Source organism: Halalkalibacter sp. AB-rgal2, assembly GCF_041821005.1.
GTDB lineage: Bacteria > Bacillota > Bacilli > Bacillales > Bacillaceae_D > Halalkalibacter.
Window position 1 is genome coordinate 258255 of the sequence record NZ_JBGUAV010000003.1, and the last position, 17427, is coordinate 275681.

Here is a 17427-nt window from a genome sequence, read left to right on the forward strand (position 1 = left end):
ACTTATTAAACAATAAACTTTTCAGCTGTCACAACCTTCTCAGCAATTTGACGCTTTAGGGCAATCGTATTGACAGATGAGCGTCGTGAAAGCTTTTTCAACAGTGATAGCTGTGTTCTCAGTAAATCCCCCTCCTCCATAGCGACGAGCATTTCCTTTGCTAGCATTTCCACTTTCGTAAAAGCATCATGAACAGCGACCTTCGTCATCGTCATGGCATGACTAGCTTTCTCCTCTCCTTTTGCATCCATTATTTTCATCGTTCGCGCATAAACACTTTCACTTCCGTAAATGGCAATCATCATATCAGCTAGGTGACTTAGAAGCTCTTGCTCCTGCTCAATCTGTTGCTGATACTTCTGAACGGCTACCCCTCCAACCATTAAAAAGATTTTCTTCCCCATTTCTATTAAATGACGCTCCTCATCAAGCGCTCCTGAAAATGTCCGAGCTGGAACGAAGGAAAGTAATTCCTTTTGCAATTCTTGAGCCTTTTCCATAAGAGGAAGCTCACCTTTCATGGCGCGTTTAAGCAATGTACCTGGTATGAGTAAACGGTTAATCTCATTCGTCCCTTCAAAGATACGGTTAATTCGTGAATCACGATAAATTCTCTCAACCTTATATTCTTGAATAAAGCCATAACCTCCATGAATTTGTACGGCTTCATCGGCAATGTGATCCAATGTTTCTGACCCTAATACTTTGTTAATAGAGCACTCTATTGCATATTCAGCTATAGCTTTAGCCGATGCCGTACCGACATCCTGCTGTTCTTCTACTTGATTAAGACGTTCCTCCATTAAACCTGCTGTTCGGTAAACAACACTATCTAACACATACGTCTTAACAGTCATCTCTGCTAATTTTTTTTGAATGAGTGGAAAAGATGAAATCGACTTGCCAAATTGAGTACGTTCATTCGCATAATGAGCACTCAGTTCAATCGTTTCCTTGGAAGCACCGAGACAGCCAGCCGCTAGTTTAAAGCGACCGATATTTAAAATGTTAAATGCAATTACATGCCCTTTCCCAATATCCCAAAGCAGGTTTTCAACAGGTACACGAACATCTTCTAGAATAAGTGGACATGTTGATGACCCTTTAATACCCATTTTCTTTTCTTCTGGACCAACAGTGACACCTTCCATCGAGCGTTCGATGATAAATGTACTAAATTCCGTGCCATTTACTTTCGCATAAACGATAAAGACATCGGCAAAGGCAGCATTTGTAATATATTGCTTTGTGCCATTTATGACATAATGCGTCCCATCCTCTGATAATACCGCAGTCGTTTTTGCACCAAGGGCATCAGAACCAGAGGATGGTTCTGTTAAACAGTAAGCGGCAATTTTCCCCCCTGTAACAAGAGCTGGTAAATATGTTTCCTTTTGAGCTTCACTTCCAAAATAAACAATAGGTAAAGAACCGATACCAACATGTGCTCCTAAGGAAAGTGCAAATGAAGAACCTTTTGCTAGACGTTCACTAATTAATGTCGAACTAATTTTATCAACATCTAAACCACCATACGCTTCAGGAACTTCTGCCCCTAATAAGCCGATATCACCTGCCTTTTGTAAAAGTTCGACCGTTCGTTCATAATTAAGCGCCTCAAGCTCTTCATCACGTGGGATCACTTCTTCCTCAATGAACTCCTTTGTCGTTTCTGCAATCATTCGTTGTTCCGTCTGAAAGTCCTCTGGTGTCATGACAGATTGATAGTTCACCTCATTTAACATATAACTACCACCTGCTACGTACTTTGTCATTTTTCTCTCCCCCTCTCTCCATTCACTTCAATCACAGCAGCTGCACCCATACCTCCTCCGATACACATTGAAACAACACCAATACCTCCCCCGCGTCTCTTTAACTCATAAAGTAAAGTGGTCGTTAACTTCGTCCCTGTACAGCCTAATGGGTGGCCAAGTGCAATGGCCCCACCGTTCACATTAACCTTATCTTCATCAAGGTGAAGCTCACGAATGATATGCAAGCATTGAGAGGCAAAGGCTTCATTAATTTCAAACAAATCAACATCTTCAATACTGAGTTGAGCCATTTCTAACGCCTTAGGAATGGCCTTTACAGGTCCTACCCCCATAATGTCTGGCTCAACACCCGCTAATGCGAAAGACCGAAACGTCGCTAGCGGCTCTAATCCAAGTGCTTCAGCCCTTTCCTTACTCATAACGATAGAAGCAGCTGCTCCGTCACTCATTTGTGAAGCATTTCCTGCTGTGACTGTTCCTCCTTGTTTAAACGCTGGTTTAAGCTCTCTCAATAATTCCGCATTTGTTTCTGATCTCACCCCTTCATCCTGCTTAACCTCCACCTTCCATTTACGCAATTGATTATCGACAAATTGCGTTCGAAGCGTCTCTACAGGGACGATCTCCTCAGTAAAATTCCCATTCGCTAATGCTCGTGCCGCTTTTTGATGACTTTTTACTGCAAATTGATCTTGTTCTTCTCTGCTTACATGAAAACGCTCAGCCACCACTTCAGCTGTCATCCCCATTCCCATATAAACATTGGGCATCTCATCAACCATTACTGGATGGGGAGAAAAATGAAAGCCGGTCATCGGCACATGACTCATACTTTCCATCCCTCCAGCAATAATCGTCTCTGCTCCACCTGCACGAATACGATCTGCTGCAAGGGCGATAGACTGTAAACCAGATGAACAGAAACGGTTAATCGTTATGGCTGGTACTGAAACAGGAAAACCAGCATATAACGTAATCGTTCGTGCCATATTCAATCCTTGCTCTCCTTCTGGCATTGCACATCCGATTATGACATCATCTACATCCTCTTTCGTAACTCCCGGTGCTCGACGAATAACCTCTTGTAGTACAACCTTACCTAAATCCTCAATCCTCGTTTGGACAAATGCTCCTTTTTTTGCTTTTCCAACGGGGGTTCGTGCAATTGATACGATAACAGCCTCTCTCATCTTCTTCACCCCTTCCTAATTACGTAATGGCTTCCCTTTTATTAGCATGTGCTCCATTCTCGCTTGTGTCTTCGGTTCGCCACATAAACTTAAAAACGCTTCTCTCTCCAGGTCGAGCATATATTGCTCACTCACCAACGTACCTGCTCTCACATCCCCTCCAGCTAATACATAAGCGAGCTTGCAAGCAATTAGGTGATCATGCTCACTTATTGCCCCTGCTAGCTTCATTTGGTTTGCCCCGAGCTTCATAATGGCAGCTCCTTCTTTTCCAGTGACACGTATCTTCTGTTCCTCTTGAGGCTGATATCCGTTTCTAGCGAGCTGTAATACCGTCTGTTTCGCTTCGTAGATTCGTTGATCCTCATGTATAATAACTCGATCATTTTGTCGTAAATACCCTAATCTTTTCGCATCATCAGCACTAGTTGACACTTTCGCCATTCCGATCGTTTGAAATAACTCATTTAAAACAGGTTGAACATCCACTTGATCGCAAGGAATGCTCTCACTCATTCGACGTACATATTCCTTACAGCCTCCTCCTGCTGGAATTAAACCAACACCGACCTCCACTAGCCCTACATACGTCTCCGCCTGAGCGACAATTTGATCGGCAGGTAGGCATACTTCAACTCCACCACCTAACGTCATTTGATGAGGGGCTGCAACAACAGGCTTTTCACAGTGCTTTAACTTTTGCATCGTCTGCTGGAATATGTGAATAATATGCTCAACCTCATCCCACTCTTCATCTTGAGCTTCCATTAAAAGCATCATTAAATTAGCCCCAACACAAAAATGCTTTCCTTCATTTGCCAATACAAGCCCTATATAATCACGTTCTACTAGTTCAACAGACTTCTCAATCATTTGTAATATATCCGCACCGATCGCATTATTCGGTGAATGGAACTCTAGACAAGCCACTCCATCATGAAGATCAATTAAGCTAGCTCCTTGATTACTAGTAATCAAGTGTGTTTTCTTAAAAGACTGTAGCGAGATTCTCTTATCATTTATCCCTCTCTTTTGCCACTCACCATCTTTCACAAAATAGCTATGTTGCCCTTCTTCTTTATAGAAAGACGTATGTCCAGCAGCTAGCCATTCATTTACCCAATTCGGCATTACCTCCCCTTCCTGCTTCATTCTTGCAACTGTCTTTTCTAAGCCAAGAACATCCCATGTTTCAAATGGTCCAAGCTGCCAATTAAAGCCCCACTTCATCGCCTGATCGATTTCAACAATCGAATCAGCAATCTCCCCGACCTTTTCTGCTGAATAGAGCAGCACTCTCTTCAATACTGTCCAAGCAAAAGCTGAATATTGATCATTCGTTGCAAGTAATGCTCGTAACCGTTGTCTTGCTCCCTTAGCAAGCTTTGCTGCTTCCAAAGATGCTCCGCTTACTTGTTTTCTTTTTTCGTACGTTAATGTATGAACATTCAACGATCGTATTTCCTTGCTGCTTCCTGTCCTTACTTTTTCGTAAAAGCCCTTCCCTGCTTTTTCACCTACCCAACCTTTTTCTACTAATTTCAATAGCAGCTCTGAAGGTGCAAATACGTTCTTCTCAGCTTCATCTTTGACCTTTTCATACACATTATTTGCTACGTGGGTAAACGTATCAATTCCGACTAAATCTAACGTCCTAAACGTTGCACTTTTCGGGCGTCCCATGGCCGGTCCTGTCACTGCATCGACCTCTTCAATCGATAATTGATACTCGTTCATCTCTTGAAGCGTCACCAACAAACCGTATGTCCCAATCCGATTAGCAATAAAGTTCGGTGTATCCTTAGCAATAACGACTCCTTTTCCAAGTTGATTTTCTCCAAATTGAGCCACTTTCTTCACAATCTCTTGTTTCGTATATTCACCAGGAATCACTTCCAACAGCTTCATATACCTTGGTGGGTTGAAAAAGTGTGTCCCCAAAAAATGTGATTGAAAAGCGATACTTCTTCCATTTACCATTTCATTTATAGACACACCTGATGTATTTGAGCTAACAATCGTTCCCTCTTGCCAAACCTTCTCTAACCGTTCAAAAAATTGTTGCTTCACCTTCACGTTCTCTATAATCACCTCGATGACCCAATCGACTTCTTTCACTTTCTCAAGGTCATCATCGATATTTCCCGGCCTAATTCTATTTGCGAAATCGTTATTGTATAAGGGAGCTGGTTTCGTTTTCTTTAATCGTTCAATTGCTTGCTTAGCAAGACGATTTCGTACTTCGTTGTCATCAAGAGACCAGCCTTTTTGACGTTCTTGTTCCGTTAACTCACTCGGACATACATCAAGTAGCAAGCTCGAAATGCCAACATTAGCCAAATGAGCAGCAATACTAGCACCCATCACACCTGAGCCAATGACAGCCACTTTACGAATGACTCTTTCCATTTGTTTCCCTCCCATCACCGAACACGGCAAGCTCCAGAATTTCAGCAATATCACGAGCTTTTACTATCTCCTCCACTTCCTTTTGCTTCGTTCCATCCTCAATCATCGTTAAGCAATATGGACAGGCACTACTCACGACAGTCGGATTCACTTTAAGGGCCTGCTCCGTTCTGGCAACATTCACCCGCTGTCCGACCGACTCTTCCATCCACATCATTCCTCCTCCTGCACCGCAGCACATCGCATTGTCATGATGTCTTTCCATCTCAATTAGTTCTACACCTTCAATTGCCCTTAATACGTTTCTTGGTTGCTCGTAAACAGCATTATATCTTCCTAAATAACAGGAATCATGATACGTAATTCGTTCGTCCACCTTATAAGTTGGTGTTAGCTTACCTTCTCTCACTAACTTTTCTAATAGCTCAGTATGATGAAGAACGTCCACCCCTTTTAATCCAAAGTCAGGATATTCATTTTTAAATGTATGATACGTATGTGGACATGTCGTTACGATCGTTTTCACATGATATTTTTGGAAAGTAGCGATATTCTCCTGACAAAGCTCTTGAAAAAGGAGCTCATTACCCATTCGTCTCGGCGTATCTCCTGAGTTTTTTTCTTCGTTTCCTAAAATAGCGACATTTACTCTTGCATGATCGAGTAAACGTACAAACGCTTTTGAAACAGCTATACTACGTGTATCATAAGATCCCATCGATCCTACAAAATAAAGAATATCAAAGTGTGGATTTTCCTTTATAGTCGGAATGTGAATACCGTCTAGATCATCGAGCCAATTTTCCCGATCACGACGATTTAGCCCCCACGGATTTCCTTGTCGTTCAATATTTTGCATCGCTCGTTGACCTTCAAATGGTACCTTCCCTTCCATCAACAGCAAATGACGGCGTAGATCAACAATTTTATCAACATGTTCATTATCAACGGGGCATTGATCCTCACAATTTCGACATGTCGTACACGCCCATATTTCTTCCTCTGTCATAACATCACCGATTAACCGAACAGATTGAGGATCTTGATCAATTGTGCTCCAGCTTTGCTGCTGCATATACATCGTTGCCTCAATTGAGGTTCCGACTTGGTTGTTATTACTGAATCCGTCTCCACTCACTTTTTGAAATGAATGAGTTCCACTTTGAAATAATGATGCTGGCACCCATGCTGCCTTGGAAGTAACAGCTGCTCCTTTTTCTGTTAAATGATCACGCATTTTCGTAATAAGATGCATCGGAGACAATAGCTTCCCGGTGTTTGTAGCGGGGCAAACATTCGTACAACGTCCACACTCCACACAAGCATAAAAATCAAGTAGCTGTTTTTGTGAGAAATCCTCCACCTGACTGACTCCGAACGACTCTGCGTTCTCATCTTCAAAATCTAATTTACTCAATTTACCGACAGGTTCTGTTCTTTTTAGAAAAATATTCACCGGAGCTGTTAACAAATGAAAATGCTTTGATTGTGGGACATAAATGAGAAAAGCTAATAAAATCAGCAAATGAAGCCACCAGCTAACATAAAATAGACTCGAAGCAACTGTGGAATGGATATTAATAAATGGAAGGGCCAAAAATGAAGAGATTGGTGCAAAAGCTGAAAAGACTAAATCATGCATCACGCGCTCGAATGTTAGCGTTAAGTAGACAGAGATCATTAGTGAGACAATAAAATATATAACGATACTAGGTTTTTTTCCTCGCTTTAACCGTGGTAGCTTTTCACCGTAGCGTCGGTATGCTGCATAGCCAATCGCCAATAATACGAGTAAAACCGTTATTTCTTGAACAAGAACAAAGACATCATATCCAGGTATTGGAAGCCTTTCAATACCAAATCCCTTAACGATGAGATCGAGTGCACCTAACTGCAAAATGATAAAACCATAAAAGATCAACAGATGCATCCAGCCACTCTTACGATCCTTCAGTAGCTTTGTTTGCCCAAATACTTCCTTACCAAACACACGAATTCGTTTCGATAAATCTGTCTTCAACTCTGTTTTTCGGCCAAGCTTCATATAGAGGTAACGATGATAAACAACCTTTACGAACAAATAAAAGCTGCAAACGCATACAGTTAGAAATGCCAGCAACTGTAGCCATTGAGCCATCCCTCTCCCCCCTCCAATGCTTCAAACTCTTTGTCTGTACACTTATATTGTCAACGAATAGAAGATATTCATAGGAAACAAGCTGTTCTAGTCAATTTACATCATTCTTCTAAAAGTAAGCATGTTAGCATAGGCAAGCAACATAGATGTATAGAAGTTAAGAAGGAGAGGAGTGTCAGACATGAATATTTTTGTGTTACTGAAGCAAACGTTTGATACTGAGGAAAAAATCATTATTGAAAACGGAATCATAACAGAGGACGATGCTCAATTTGTCATCAATCCATATGATGAATACGCAGTCGAGGAAGCGATTCGCCAACGAGATGAGCATGGCGGAAACGTAACGGTTCTTTCTGTTGGTCCAAAACGAACAAGTGATGCATTGCGAACAGCTCTTGCTATGGGTGCTGATGAAGCCATTCATCTCTTAAATGACGATATACCAGAAGATGCAAGCTGCATAGCGAAAGTACTGTCAGCCTTTTTACAAAACAAAGATATTGACCTCATACTTGGAGGCTACTTTTCCATTGATAATGGTGACGGGCAAGTGGCTATTCGTCTTGCTCACGCACTCAATCTCCCGCATGTCAGCTCGATTACCTCACTTTCTATACAGGAAGGTACAGCCCAAGTCATACGAGACGCTGAAGGGGACCTCGAAACGATTAACGTAACGTTACCAGCTCTATTCACCGCTCAACAAGGGTTAAATGAGCCCCGTTACCCTAGCTTGCCTGGGATTATGAAAGCAAAGCGCAAGCCTTTAAAGGAGCTCCTAATTGATGACCTTCACTTAGCTTCTGATGGCTTAATCGCCAAAACGACACAACAGACTGTCTTCCTACCACCGAAAAAAACAGCTGGCGTACGTCTAAATGGAGCTCCAGATGATCAGGTCAAATCTTTGATCGCTAAGCTACAAGAACAAATACATTTGTAAAGGGGGAATAATTGTGGGCCAAACGACTCTTATAATTGCGGAACACCGAAATGGCGTGCTCCGCCAAGTGACTTTCGAAGCGATTGTAGCAGCACAAATCGTCGATGCTAGCTCTATTAACGTTGTCGTCATTGGGCACAAGCTTGAGACAGTCGTCGAAACATTATCGGCCTATGAGCTTGATACGATTTTCACAATTGATGATCATTCCTTAGCTCATTACATTCCTGAGTCTTATGTTCATGCTTTGAGTGATGTCCTCGTAGAATGCCAGCCTACCGGTATCATCTGTGGACATACAGCAATCGGACGTGATCTTGCACCGATGCTTGCTGCAGCTCTAGATGCAGGGCTAATCTCTGATGCTACTTCAATTGAATGTGATGAAGAACATATTGTCATTACACGTCCTATTTATGCTGGAAAAGCATTTGAAAAAAAGACATTCCACCACTCACCGTGGGTTTTAACGATTCGACCAAACAATTTATCAGCAAGTACATCAAGAGGGAACGTTGCTCAAGTAAAGAATGTACCGTTTAAGCAGCCTCCATCTTTACAATCTACAATTAAAGACATTGTCCAAAAAACAACTGGAAAGATTGACTTAACCGAAGCAAAAATAGTCATAGCCGGCGGGCGAGGCGTTAAAAGTGCTGATGGCTTTAAACCACTTAAACAATTAGCCGACGTTTTAAATGGTGCTGTTGGTGCATCTCGTGGAGCCTGTGATGCAAACTATTGCGATTACTCATTACAAATTGGGCAAACAGGAAAAGTTGTCACTCCTGAACTCTACATCGCCTGTGGGATTAGTGGAGCCATCCAGCATGTTGCTGGAATGAGTCAATCACGGGTCATTGTTGCTATCAATAAAGACCCTGATGCGCCGATTTTTTCAATAGCTGATTACGGAATTGTCGGTGATTTATTCGAGATAGTACCGTTATTAACAGAGGAGTTTAGAAAGGTATTGAAAGAGGAATCGTGAAATAAAAACGTATCTTTCCAAAAGAAAGCGGAAAATCGACCGCTACCAAGATGCAATCTTATTTTACACCTCATCATAAGAGACCCTCAAATAACCATCCATCATAAATTTTTCTGATGGATGGTTATTTTCAAAATGTTTGATTTTTTATTCATTTTGGCATTTGTGAAAATTGGATTTAAACAAGTAAAAGAGTTCCAGGTAATAAAAATAAGATTCCATAGCGATTCCCAAAAGCTGCTTCATCGATTGATTTGTCAATCGAATCTTAGCGATTTATTTGCTTTGCAATCTCTCACCTCACAACTTCTTCTCCAACACAATTTTGTGCCTACCCTTATCATCCGTATATGTTCGGATTACATCGAAACCCATTTTTATATTTAACAAAAGCATTTGTCGCCATCTGTTCATCGTTTTCGTCTGGACTTTCTCATAACCCAGCTCTTTTAAAGTTGTGTGTTGCTTTTCCAATAGCTTTGCCGCTATTCCGCGCTTTCGATAGATTGGATCCACCCCGCCTAGCCAACTGTAAAAAGTCTTATTTTCCAGCTCATAGCCTATTTTATAACCAACTGGTTTACTTTGATGGAGAGCAAGATGGACAATTAATCGTGGCTTGTCTGTCATTTTATCAATAATTGAGTGAGACGAGCTGAAGACCGTTTTGTGTAACACATCTACTTGATTTAATTCTTTATCCGTTAATGGTCGATCAATCGCTTCATACGTAATCGTTACTGCCAATTTATATCCCCCTCTTATTCATTTTAGTGAAACGATACATATTCTAGTTCTACTCTTTTAGTAATAACAAACAAAAAGCTTGTCATATAACCTAACGCATCTCCTTACAGCCTTCTAGATTCTTGCTAAGATGTAAGTAATCAAATGAGCGTCACATTCAGGAGGGAACGTTTAATGAAAAAGCAAGGCTTAAAAAACCCAGGAATCTTTACAGTCATCCTTCTCACGATTAGCTTATTTACATCATAAACGGAAAACTAAAACATGTATAAGTTGAAGCCAGTATTCCTCAAACGGAACCTGGCTCCTTTTTATTATTACAAAACAATCATTATGGTTAGGGCGATCGTTTAGAAATTTCTTTTTTTTATTCTCTATAATCATATCATTAATAGCTATATGAAGTAAATCTCAATCACATAAAAGCTTGTTATATTACCTAACGAAACCTCTTACAGCCTCACATTATCTTGCTAGAATATAAGTAATTAAAAGAACGACACATTCAGGAGGGAATGTAGAATGAAAAAGAAAAACTTAAAAAACCCAGGAATTGTCACAGTCATCCTTCTAACAATTAGCTTATTTATTTCATAGAGAGAGGGCCGTTCGATGGATTTCTTTAAACATGTTGAGCCGGGTTCAACTCATTAGACTCCGGCTCCTTTAATTCTTATGCTTCTTTACGTTCCAATACAAAATTCATATTTCGCTTAAAAACTTGGGAGTATCAAGCTCTTTTCAGCATTCCAAATCATTTCTTCCCTTTAACTTACACTAAAGTAGACTTCACGAGTGATCAACAATCTCTAATCCGAGTAATTTTGCAAAGCCGACAGCTTGCTCCTTTGATACTTTACATCCTCGTAACGCCTCAAAGCTTACATGAAGCTGCTCAAAGGTCGAGGTACTTAGATCCACACTTTTTAAGCTTGTCTCGATAAAATCAATATCCGTTAAATCACTTTTAGAATAGTTAACGTTTTTAAACTGACAACCGTAAAAGTTTGCGCCTTTTAACGATGACTTTTCAAAATGTACTTGCTTTAATGTTGCTTCAGTAAATTGACTGAGATCAATGATGCACTGCTCAAAAGTGACATGACCAATGTGAGCTCCTGAAAAATCAATCCCCGTTAATTTACAATCCTTAAACGTCACTCGATGAATCAATCCTTCTCGTAAACTAGCATTTGCTAAGTTACAATTTTCAAATACGACATCTGTCAGATCAACTGCAGGAAGATTCGCTTTGTGAATGGTGATATTCTTAATAAGCACTTTAGACATAATTGCTTTTCTTAAGGAAAAACCTTCAATCGTCTCTCCTTCTATTTGCGCTTGTACTAATTCATGTTCATCGTCATTATATAGTTCGTGTATAGACGTTTCTCTTAAGCTAGTATGTAATTTCGGTTGATCTATTTTCATTTTTTTAGCCATTTATTCACCTCCTAAATTACCATACGACCATGGTATATTCGTCTTTAAAAAAGGACATCCAATGAATAGATTTTCAATAATTGAAACTGCTTTTCGCTCATCCTCCTACCCCATGCTAACGCTTTAAAAAAATGGACTACACTGTAACACGTATACAGCTCCCAATTAATTGTCTCATCTTCATGGTAGCCATCTAGCTCTCCAATTGAGAACGGAATGTTTATCCGCTTTGCAAGAAATCAAAGCCAATGAGCAAAAGAGCGATACCTTTAGTCAGTATCACTCTTCCTTTCCTTTTACCGGCTCGCCATTACGAGTTTATTAACAGCGCTGAATAATGCTCTAATGGATGATGTCATAATATCAGCGTCTATCCCACAGCCCCAAAAGACTTCGTCATTTCCATCTGTAATTCCAACATATGAGACGGCCTGAGACTGTGATCCTGCTTCTAGCGCATGCTCAGAATAAGCTAGATTTGAATATTGCACTTGTAGCCTTTCTTGAAGCATTTGACTAATCGCATCTAACGTTCCATTGCCAATGCCAGTTAATTCTAGCTCTTCCCCGTCTACCTTGACCTTCACTTTAACAGATGATGAGCTTTGATCGCCTAACGTATAATGGAGAAACTCAACTGGGTTTTCAACATTAATGTATTCTTCTTTAAAAATCCCATAAATTTCTTTGGTGCTCAACTCTTTGTTTTGATGATCTGATACATTCTTCACTCGATAACCGAAGCTTTCGCGCATTTGTAGTGGTAAGTCTAATCCGTACGTTTGCTTCAATACGTAAGCAATACCGCCTTTTCCTGACTGACTATTAATCCGTATAATATCTCCTTCATATTCTCGGCCAATATCAGCTGGATCAATTAATAAATAAGGTACAGTCCAATGATCAACTTCATGTGTTTCATGCCATTTCATCCCTTTAGCAATAGCATCCTGATGCGAGCCTGAGAATGCTGTGAACACAAGCTCCCCACCGTATGGATGACGTTCATGTACTTTCATTTTCGTCATGCGCTCATACACTTCAATGACACGAGGAAGATTGTTTAAGTTTAACTCTGGATCAACACCATGTGAGAATAAATTTAGAGCAAGAGTGACAATATCAACGTTCCCTGTACGCTCACCGTTTCCAAATAAAGTACCTTCAACACGATCTGCACCAGCAAGCATTCCTAGCTCTGCATCAGCTACACCTGTACCCCGATCGTTATGTGGGTGAATCGATACAATGACATTATGACGATATTTCAGGTGATTACTCATATATTCAATTTGACTCGCATACACATGTGGCATAGAAAGTGACACGGTTGCTGGAAGATTGATGATCACCTTATTGGCTGCAGTTGGCTTCCAAACATCTAACACTCGATTACAGATCTCCAGTGAAAAGTCAATTTCTGTCCCTGTAAAGCTTTCAGGAGAATATTGGAAAATAAACTCTCCCTCCGTCTCCTCAGCACATTGCTTTAAAAGTTCTGCTCCTTTAACAGCAATATTAATAATTTCCTCTTTTGACTTACGGAATACTTGCTCACGCTGGGCAACAGAAGTTGAATTATATAAATGAACGACTGCCTTGTGCGTTCCTTTTAACGATTCAAACGTTTTACGAATGATATGCTCACGTGCTTGTGTCAGCACTTGAATAGTCACATCTTCTGGAATCAAGTCTTGTTCAATAAGCGTTCGCAAAAAGGTGAACTCTGTCTCAGATGCAGCAGGAAAACCGACCTCAATTTCTTTAAAGCCTAGATCAACAAGCGTTTGAAAATACTCAAGCTTCTCCTCTAAGTTCATTGGGACGATTAATGCCTGATTCCCATCACGAAGATCGACACTACACCATTTAGGTGCCTTTGTTACATATTCCTTCTCCATCCAATTTGTACTCTTTTCTGGAGGCATAAAATACGTTCGTGTATACTTTCGATAACTTTCCATGACAAACATCCTCTCCTTCAAAATAAAGCAAAACAAAGAGCCTACCATCTCCTTAAGAGACGATAGGCTGAACCTACGTGGTACCACTCTTCTTGATTCGCGAAAGCAAATCCACTCTACAACTGATTACGGACGTTATCCGTTAAGGCCTTATCAGCCTTACCACTCCTGGGTAAGTTGGGGATTCTGTTGACTGCCTTTCACCAACCGACAGCTCTCTACACAACAGGGACTCCTTAATACTCCCAATCCTCGCGTTTTTAGAACTTTTTGAAATTTTGAATTTTACTCATTTTATCGCTTTATCGTTTTATCTGTCAAGGGGGTTTACAGAATCTTTTTATTTCTAACACTCGGTTAAACTGATGCTTTTCGAATTTATAATGTTTAATACTGTATCGACATCTGTTAGTTCAAATGGAAAAACAACTCCAGCATGACGATTGTTAATCACGTTAACTAGTGCAGCTGTTGCCATTGCAGTTACTTGATAATCAGAAGGTGTTGATAATGTCAAAGCCTTCTTTTTTCGCGTACCTGATATCATCCCAATCACTTCAACCGTCAAAAAAGCTTCTTCACCTTTCGACTGATTATGCTTAACGAAATGGGACAACAGTCTTGGATTTTTCATTTTTACGAGCCGCTTTAATAAGCCTATTTTTTATAAAATGAAAAGTAAATGATTAAAGGAATCGTTATTCCAAGCAGTCCAATAATGAATCGAATCTAGACCTAACTTTTCAGCTACAAATTCCTTTTCGTCATGGTGGATCTCTCTGACAAACCGTAGTGTCTGACAATCACCGAAGGGAAGTTTTTTACGCCTTGTAAATCCAGTGTACGTGAGCTGATTCTCTTTTGTTACAGGCTCTGAAATGATTTGAAGCATATCCATGATACCCGTTATTCCGGCTTTAGCATTTGTATGTTGTAGCAATGCGACATCAACATTACTCACTTCATCAAATTGTTTTACTGCTTTCTTCACCATTAAAGCAGATAATCCAGGAAAGAATCCAGACATAGTAATAGAACAAACTCTCTTTTCAAGAGCATAATTATGTAATTGCTCTACTTGACTAGTGAACGACGAAAAAGGAGTCACATCTATACAGTGTACTCCCCTCCCTATACAAAGCTTCTGCACAGCTGGTTCTTTTTGTTTTAATGCGACGATAACGACATTTACTTGACAAATAGCAGCTTCGATACTATCGCGCTTCGTTATATCCACATAACAAAACTCTGTTTGATTACTTAGCGATTGAGCTAATTGTTTTCCTCTCTCTATCTGATAATCCGCTACAACTAATTGTGAACGATCCAATTGCCTAAGTATCTCTTGACAGACCAGCTTCCCTAATATACCAGTAGCTTCTATGACGAGTACCTTATTCATCTTCTATCGCTCACCTTTCATTACTAATCTATTAGGCATAAGCTCCAACAAAACGAGAGCCATTTCGGTTAACTATTGTACCTTTCAATTGATTTACTTCATGACACCTTCCGTATGCATCAATAGAGAACGGGACAGCCATCCCATCATACAAATATAACAAAATTCAGAACAAATTCTATATGTATTGTTAAGAAAACGATCGTATACCTATTTCATGATGAATCTTAATATGACTTACTAGTTGACCTCGTACGCTAACCATATTAACATAAAAATCCAAGTAGCAACTATCATTCCTTTCACAAGACCGATTATAGCACCTCCTTATTCAATACAGTTTTGCATATGAGGAGGTGCTCAGGAAATATACTAGCTAACTAAACGACAAACGTCACAACTGTATACAAAACAGCCGTAATCGCTGCGGCTATTAATGCTGGTTTTAATTTATACTTGGCATAATCAATAACGGTTAATCCTAATATTTTGGCAATTGTATTCGTATCATCACTTAACGGTGAAGCAAACGCTCCGAATGCACCACTTGCAAAGACCGCACCGACAACGAGTGGGAATGAAACGTCACCAGCTATCGCAAGAGCCATTCCGAGTGGCATAAGAATTCCCCACGTTCCCCATGCGGAACCGATAAAATACGAAACGGCAGCACCAAACAGGAAGATCAACGGAGCAATAAACAATGGTGGAATCCAACTAGTATGAGCTGTAACAAAGCTAGAAAATCCCAAATCATCTGTTACAGCTGACAATCCCCAAACGATAGAAAGAAGAATAATGACACTCATTAATTCATTTCCACCGAACACAAAGCTTTCAATTAAATCAGACAGCTTAAATTTTTGTAATAAATAAAATACCATCGTCATCATCGTCGTCAACAGCAACGCCACCACCATTGCATCAAGGACGTTCGCTCGAATAAACGCTTCGAATGGCCCTACTCCACGTTCATACCCGTCCCACCAAGTTAAAAACAAAGTCAACCCGATAACGAGAACTAGTGGAAGAACCAAATTCCACGGCTTAATCGGCAATTCCGTTGAAACGACTGGATGACATTCATGCCAATCATCCTCTTCTTCCCTATCTGTTATTTCTAAAGGTGCTGTTGATTTTTTCTTTGCACGATGAAAGAAGCTCAAATAAATCCCTAAGCCGATCATGACAATGGAAAAAAAATTAAAAGGTATACTTTGAATAAAGAGAGAGTAAGGATCGATTTCAAGCCCTTCATTCTCTGTTGCCATTTGAATAACAGATACCATATAACCGACAAATGCCGTTGCAACTGGAATGAGGACAATAACAGGAGTTGCTGTCGTTTCGATAATAAATCCTAATTCAGCAGTCGTCATTCTCACTCTTTTCAACAAAGCTCTCATAATCGGTGCGATTGTAACAAAGCGAAATGTCGGAGCACTAAAGGTCCCGATTGTCGACACATACGTCAAAACTAACGCTTGCTTTCTCGTATGAATTCGTTCAGCAGCCTTCTCCACAAACCCTCTAATCCCACCAGTTACTTTTACCATACCAACTAAGCCAGAAAACGAATATAGAAAGACTATTATTTTAATATTATTTGGGTCAATTAACGCTTGAACAACATAAACAAACATTGCTTGAACTCCACCTAGAAAGGTCGGTTCGATTAAATAAGAGCCCACTAAGAGACCAACGAACAGACCTGGGAGAACTTGCTTCGTATAAATCGCAATGGGTATCACAAATAAAAAAGGAACAATCGCAAGCCAGCTTGATTCCATTCTGCTCACCTATTCTTCTTTAGACATCATTTAACCTTTTTATCATGTGAGCAAAAATATAAATTATACAAAGACATACACACACATACAAAGATCGAAATTCGAATATACTAGTAGTACATAAGGACAAAGAATGAATTTCTATAGTAAAATGAATGTGGAGCTGTAAATCAGTTAGGTAGTTGAAAGAGAGAGAGCTTGTCCCTATGAAAAAGGAGTGGAGAAAATGGAACTAAATTTATTAGAATTGTATGAGGAAATGCCAGATTTCCACAATCATAATGAAGCAAGCCTATGGTTTCATAAGAAATTCCCAAATAATATCCAATTTAAAGAGATTGACACGATTAACGGAACAAAGGTGTATTACTATCACATCATTAAAGATCGAAAAACGTATGAAGATTATATGCACAGCCTAAAAGAGCCTCTAGAGCAAACTATCATATCGAATGAACCATTCAAAAGTTATTCTACTGTTGAAATTAGTGAGGATGGTGGAGTAAGTGTGACGGAATAAGCCACCTTATGCTACTAATAGTCGTTTCGTTCAAAAGCCCTAACGCGTCTCTTACACCCTTCTTAAGTTAAACACTTCTTAGATTCCTAAAAAATTTTACTTTACAAGTG

At 40.0% G+C, this 17427-nt stretch carries 13 protein-coding genes and 1 other annotated feature; of the genes, 3 read left to right on the forward strand and 10 right to left on the reverse strand.

Going from position 1 to position 17427, the window contains the following annotated elements; all coding sequences use genetic code 11:
• Positions 1–5: 5 nt before the first annotated feature.
• The 4 genes from ACERJO_RS04375 to ACERJO_RS04390 are packed head-to-tail and all read right to left on the reverse strand — an operon-like array spanning position 6 to position 7514.
• Positions 6–1775, reverse strand: a complete 1770-nt coding sequence (locus ACERJO_RS04375; protein ID WP_373646679.1) for an acyl-CoA dehydrogenase family protein — start codon at positions 1773–1775, stop codon at positions 6–8.
• The gene (locus tag ACERJO_RS04380; protein ID WP_373646680.1) at positions 1772–2968 is read right to left on the reverse strand and encodes an acetyl-CoA C-acyltransferase; all 1197 of its coding nucleotides are present in this window, start codon (positions 2966–2968) and stop codon (positions 1772–1774) included. Before ACERJO_RS04380 ends, ACERJO_RS04375 begins: the two co-directional genes overlap by 4 nt.
• A 15-nt stretch (positions 2969–2983) precedes the next feature.
• Positions 2984–5377, reverse strand: a complete 2394-nt coding sequence (locus ACERJO_RS04385; protein ID WP_373646681.1) for a 3-hydroxyacyl-CoA dehydrogenase/enoyl-CoA hydratase family protein — start codon at positions 5375–5377, stop codon at positions 2984–2986.
• Complete coding sequence (locus ACERJO_RS04390; protein WP_247104256.1) at positions 5358–7514, reverse strand: (Fe-S)-binding protein; 2157 nt, start codon at positions 7512–7514, stop codon at positions 5358–5360. Before ACERJO_RS04390 ends, ACERJO_RS04385 begins: the two co-directional genes overlap by 20 nt.
• Before the next feature lie 181 nt (positions 7515–7695).
• Here ACERJO_RS04390 and ACERJO_RS04395 point away from each other — a divergent pair, with 181 nt between their 5' ends.
• Positions 7696–8460 (forward strand): electron transfer flavoprotein subunit beta/FixA family protein, encoded by a 765-nt coding sequence (locus ACERJO_RS04395; RefSeq protein ID WP_373646682.1) that lies wholly within the window; start codon positions 7696–7698, stop codon positions 8458–8460.
• 13 nt (positions 8461–8473) lie between these two features.
• Positions 8474–9451 (forward strand): electron transfer flavoprotein subunit alpha/FixB family protein, encoded by a 978-nt coding sequence (locus tag ACERJO_RS04400; protein ID WP_373646683.1) that lies wholly within the window; start codon positions 8474–8476, stop codon positions 9449–9451.
• Between the two features lie 300 nt (positions 9452–9751).
• Here the strand turns inward: ACERJO_RS04400 and ACERJO_RS04405 are convergent, their stop codons facing one another.
• The 6 genes from ACERJO_RS04405 to ACERJO_RS04430 form a co-directional block, all read right to left on the reverse strand.
• Positions 9752–10198, reverse strand: a complete 447-nt coding sequence (locus ACERJO_RS04405) for a GNAT family N-acetyltransferase (RefSeq protein ID WP_247104259.1) — start codon at positions 10196–10198, stop codon at positions 9752–9754.
• A 789-nt stretch (positions 10199–10987) separates the two neighbouring features.
• Positions 10988–11641, reverse strand: coding sequence for a pentapeptide repeat-containing protein (locus ACERJO_RS04410; RefSeq protein WP_373646684.1), 654 nt, complete (start codon positions 11639–11641; stop codon positions 10988–10990).
• Positions 11642–11937: 296 nt separating this feature from the next.
• The gene (gene leuA / locus ACERJO_RS04415; protein ID WP_373646685.1) at positions 11938–13605 is read right to left on the reverse strand and encodes a 2-isopropylmalate synthase; all 1668 of its coding nucleotides are present in this window, start codon (positions 13603–13605) and stop codon (positions 11938–11940) included.
• 52 nt (positions 13606–13657) lie between these two features.
• Positions 13658–13867: a binding site (T-box leader), on the reverse strand.
• Positions 13868–13951: 84 nt separating this feature from the next.
• Positions 13952–14239 carry a hypothetical protein gene (locus ACERJO_RS04420; protein ID WP_373646686.1) on the reverse strand — a complete coding sequence of 96 codons (288 nt, stop codon included), beginning with the start codon at positions 14237–14239 and terminating at the stop codon, positions 13952–13954.
• A 30-nt stretch (positions 14240–14269) separates the two neighbouring features.
• Positions 14270–15007, reverse strand: coding sequence for a saccharopine dehydrogenase NADP-binding domain-containing protein (locus ACERJO_RS04425; RefSeq protein ID WP_373646687.1), 738 nt, complete (start codon positions 15005–15007; stop codon positions 14270–14272).
• Positions 15008–15387: 380 nt separating this feature from the next.
• Positions 15388–16797 carry a Na+/H+ antiporter NhaC family protein gene (locus ACERJO_RS04430; protein WP_373646688.1) on the reverse strand — a complete coding sequence of 470 codons (1410 nt, stop codon included), beginning with the start codon at positions 16795–16797 and terminating at the stop codon, positions 15388–15390.
• Positions 16798–17023: 226 nt separating this feature from the next.
• Here ACERJO_RS04430 and ACERJO_RS04435 point away from each other — a divergent pair, with 226 nt between their 5' ends.
• Complete coding sequence (locus ACERJO_RS04435; protein WP_373646689.1) at positions 17024–17317, forward strand: hypothetical protein; 294 nt, start codon at positions 17024–17026, stop codon at positions 17315–17317.
• The last annotated feature ends 110 nt before the right edge of the window (positions 17318–17427 follow it).

Bases quoted from the DNA above. Each gene is read 5' to 3' on its own strand.
- ACERJO_RS04385 (WP_373646681.1), bottom strand. From the start codon at position 5,377: ATGGAAAGAGTCATTCGTAAAGTGGCTGTCATTGGCTCAGGTGTGATG.
- ACERJO_RS04375 (WP_373646679.1), bottom strand. From the start codon at position 1,775: ATGACAAAGTACGTAGCAGGTGGTAGTTATATGTTAAATGAGGTGAAC.
- ACERJO_RS04435 (WP_373646689.1), top strand. From the start codon at position 17,024: ATGGAACTAAATTTATTAGAATTGTATGAGGAAATGCCAGATTTCCAC.
- ACERJO_RS04380 (WP_373646680.1), bottom strand. From the start codon at position 2,968: ATGAGAGAGGCTGTTATCGTATCAATTGCACGAACCCCCGTTGGAAAA.
- ACERJO_RS04395 (WP_373646682.1), top strand. From the start codon at position 7,696: ATGAATATTTTTGTGTTACTGAAGCAAACGTTTGATACTGAGGAAAAA.
- ACERJO_RS04390 (WP_247104256.1), bottom strand. From the start codon at position 7,514: ATGGCTCAATGGCTACAGTTGCTGGCATTTCTAACTGTATGCGTTTGC.
- leuA (WP_373646685.1), bottom strand. From the start codon at position 13,605: ATGGAAAGTTATCGAAAGTATACACGAACGTATTTTATGCCTCCAGAA.
- ACERJO_RS04420 (WP_373646686.1), bottom strand. From the start codon at position 14,239: ATGAAAAATCCAAGACTGTTGTCCCATTTCGTTAAGCATAATCAGTCG.
- ACERJO_RS04410 (WP_373646684.1), bottom strand. From the start codon at position 11,641: ATGGCTAAAAAAATGAAAATAGATCAACCGAAATTACATACTAGCTTA.
- ACERJO_RS04430 (WP_373646688.1), bottom strand. From the start codon at position 16,797: ATGGAATCAAGCTGGCTTGCGATTGTTCCTTTTTTATTTGTGATACCC.
- ACERJO_RS04425 (WP_373646687.1), bottom strand. From the start codon at position 15,007: ATGAATAAGGTACTCGTCATAGAAGCTACTGGTATATTAGGGAAGCTG.